The 3,715-nt window shown below is 54.5% G+C and carries 2 tRNA genes and 2 rRNA genes; all 4 read left to right on the forward strand.

Annotation, left to right across the window (positions count from 1 at the left end):
* Positions 1-146 precede the first annotated feature (146 nt).
* Positions 147-1,691 (forward strand): 16S ribosomal RNA (locus tag Q0863_RS18360).
* Positions 1,692-1,764: 73 nt separating this feature from the next.
* A tRNA-Ile gene (locus tag Q0863_RS18365) sits at positions 1,765-1,841 on the forward strand.
* Positions 1,842-1,887: 46 nt separating this feature from the next.
* Positions 1,888-1,963 (forward strand) — tRNA-Ala (locus Q0863_RS18370).
* A 238-nt stretch (positions 1,964-2,201) separates the two neighbouring features.
* Positions 2,202-3,715 (forward strand): 23S ribosomal RNA (locus Q0863_RS18375); the annotation flags it as partial.

The following is a 3,715-nucleotide window of genomic DNA, read 5'->3' on the forward strand; positions in this document are numbered from 1 at the left end:
GGTGGATGGTTGTCCATCTTGCAGACGTTCGTAACAGAGCAACAAGTCAATTCAAATGCATGCAAATGCAAGCGAGTAATTTGGAGCTCGGGACGACGACTGCACTCAAGCAATTAGGTTGGATCTTCGGATCTGGCCGAAAAATTTAAGTGAAGAGTTTGATCCTGGCTCAGAGTGAACGCTGGCGGCAGGCCTAACACATGCAAGTCGAACGGCAGCACAGGAGAGCTTGCTCTCTGGGTGGCGAGTGGCGGACGGGTGAGGAATACATCGGAATCTGCCTATACGTGGGGGATAACGTAGGGAAACTTACGCTAATACCGCATACGTCCTACGGGAGAAAGCGGGGGATCGCAAGACCTCGCGCGGATAGATGAGCCGATGTCCGATTAGCTAGTTGGCGGGGTAATGGCCCACCAAGGCGACGATCGGTAGCTGGTCTGAGAGGATGATCAGCCACACTGGAACTGAGACACGGTCCAGACTCCTACGGGAGGCAGCAGTGGGGAATATTGGACAATGGGCGCAAGCCTGATCCAGCCATGCCGCGTGGGTGAAGAAGGCCTTCGGGTTGTAAAGCCCTTTTGTTGGGAAAGAAAACTTTCCGATTAATACTCGGAGAGAATGACGGTACCCAAAGAATAAGCACCGGCTAACTTCGTGCCAGCAGCCGCGGTAATACGAAGGGTGCAAGCGTTACTCGGAATTACTGGGCGTAAAGCGTGCGTAGGTGGTTCGTTAAGTCTGATGTGAAAGCCCTGGGCTCAACCTGGGAATTGCATTGGAAACTGGCGGGCTAGAGTACGGTAGAGGGTAGTGGAATTCCTGGTGTAGCAGTGAAATGCGTAGAGATCAGGAGGAACATCCGTGGCGAAGGCGACTACCTGGACCAGTACTGACACTGAGGCACGAAAGCGTGGGGAGCAAACAGGATTAGATACCCTGGTAGTCCACGCCCTAAACGATGCGAACTGGATGTTGGGTGCAATTTGGCACTCAGTATCGAAGCTAACGCGTTAAGTTCGCCGCCTGGGGAGTACGGTCGCAAGACTGAAACTCAAAGGAATTGACGGGGGCCCGCACAAGCGGTGGAGTATGTGGTTTAATTCGATGCAACGCGAAGAACCTTACCTGGCCTTGACATGTCCGGAACCTCTGAGAGATCGGAGGGTGCCTTCGGGAACCGGAACACAGGTGCTGCATGGCTGTCGTCAGCTCGTGTCGTGAGATGTTGGGTTAAGTCCCGCAACGAGCGCAACCCTTGTCCTTAGTTGCCAGCACGTAATGGTGGGAACTCTAAGGAGACCGCCGGTGACAAACCGGAGGAAGGTGGGGATGACGTCAAGTCATCATGGCCCTTACGGCCAGGGCTACACACGTACTACAATGGGAAGGACAGAGGGCTGCGAACCCGCGAGGGCAAGCCAATCCCAGAAACCTTCTCTCAGTCCGGATCGGAGTCTGCAACTCGACTCCGTGAAGTCGGAATCGCTAGTAATCGCAGATCAGCATTGCTGCGGTGAATACGTTCCCGGGCCTTGTACACACCGCCCGTCACACCATGGGAGTTTGTTGCACCAGAAGCAGGTAGCCTAACCGCAAGGAGGGCGCTTGCCACGGTGTGGCCGATGACTGGGGTGAAGTCGTAACAAGGTAGCCGTATCGGAAGGTGCGGCTGGATCACCTCCTTTTGAGACATAAAGACAGCAAATTGCCTGTCCAGACGTCCGCACAAGTAACCTGCACAATCCGCACAAACAGACTGGGTCTGTAGCTCAGGTGGTTAGAGCGCACCCCTGATAAGGGTGAGGCCGGTGGTTCGAGTCCTCCCAGACCCACCACTCGGGCCTTGGCTCAGGACGGAAACCACATTTCTGGTTTTCATACGGGGCCTTAGCTCAGCTGGGAGAGCACCTGCTTTGCAAGCAGGGGGTCGTCGGTTCGATCCCGACAGGCTCCACCAGGTTTGTAAAGGCGGATTGTGTCTGCGCACACAAAGATCTGAAAGCGGATCGGCGTTGAAGCCGGTCCGCGTTCTTTGAAAACAAGGGAAGTAGCGAGCGTTTGAGACGAAGACTGTCCAGACGTGTCGTAGAGGCTAAGGCGGGAATCGAAAGATTCCTTATTTGAGTCGTTGCAATATTCGCGTCTGGAGCTTGTAACTCCAGGCACTGCAACCCCGAGGCGACTTGGGGTTATATGGTCAAGCGAATAAGCGCACACGGTGGATGCCTTGGCGGTCAGAGGCGATGAAGGACGTGGCAGCCTGCGAAAAGTGTCGGGGAGCTGGCAACAAGCTTTGATCCGGCAATGTCCGAATGGGGAAACCCACTCCGCAAGGAGTATTGCATGGTGAATACATAGCCATGCAAGGCGAACGCGGTGAACTGAAATATCTAAGTAACCGTAGGAAAAGAAATCAACCGAGATTCCCTGAGTAGTGACGAGCGAACGGGGAACAGCCCAAAAGTCTGTATGGTTCTAGCAAAGCGGTCTGGAAAGGCCGGCCATAGAAGGTGACAGCCCTGTATGCGAAAGGGCCACGCAGATGAAATTGAGTAGGGCGGGGCACGTGAAACCCTGTCTGAACATGGGGGGACCATCCTCCAAGGCTAAATACTCCTGACCGACCGATAGTGAACCAGTACCGTGAGGGAAAGGCGAAAAGAACCCTGGTGAAGGGAGTGAAATAGACCCTGAAACCGTGTGCGTACAAGCAGTAGGAGCCCTTCGGGGTGACTGCGTACCTTTTGTATAATGGGTCAGCGACTTATTGTCTGTGGCGAGCTTAACCGTATAGGGGAGGCGAAGGGAAACCGAGTCTGATAAGGGCGCATAGTCGCAGGCAATAGACCCGAAACCGGGTGATCTAGTCATGCCCAGGGTGAAGGTACCGTAACAGGTACTGGAGGCCCGAACCCACTCCCGTTGCAAAGGTAGGGGATGAGGTGTGATTAGGAGTGAAAAGCTAATCGAACCCGGAGATAGCTGGTTCTCCTCGAAAGCTATTTAGGTAGCGCCTCATATGTATCCTCTCGGGGGTAGAGCACTGTCATGGCTAGGGGGTCATCGCGACTTACCAAACCATTGCAAACTCCGAATACCGAGACGGACTGTATGGGAGACACACGGCGGGTGCTAACGTCCGTCGTGAAAAGGGAAACAACCCAGACCCACAGCTAAGGTCCCAAATTTTGTGCTAAGTGGGAAACGATGTGGAAAGGCACAGACAGCCAGGAGGTTGGCTTAGAAGCAGCCACCCTTTAAAGAAAGCGTAATAGCTCACTGGTCGAGTCGGTCTGCGCGGAAGATTTAACGGGGCTAAGCACAGAACCGAAGCTTGGGGTGCATCACTTTGTGATGTGCGGTAGAGGAGCGTTCCGTAAGCCTGCGAAGGTGGATTGAGAAGTCTGCTGGAGGTATCGGAAGTGCGAATGCTGACATGAGTAACGATAATGCGGGTGAAAAGCCCGCACGCCGAAAGCCCAAGGTTTCCTTGCGCAACGTTAATCGACGCAGGGTGAGTCGGCCCCTAAGGCGAGGCAGAAATGCGTAGTCGATGGGAAGCTGGTTAATATTCCAGCACCTCGCGTAAGTGCGATGGAGGGACGGAGAAGGTTAGGCAGGCCGGGCGTTGGTTGTCCCGGTGAGAGAGTTGAGGCGGTGCCCTTAGGCAAATCCGGGGGCGCAACGTTGAGACTAAGGACGAGTCCAT

This window comes from uncultured Luteimonas sp., assembly GCF_947492465.1.
In the GTDB taxonomy this organism is placed as follows: domain Bacteria; phylum Pseudomonadota; class Gammaproteobacteria; order Xanthomonadales; family Xanthomonadaceae; genus Luteimonas.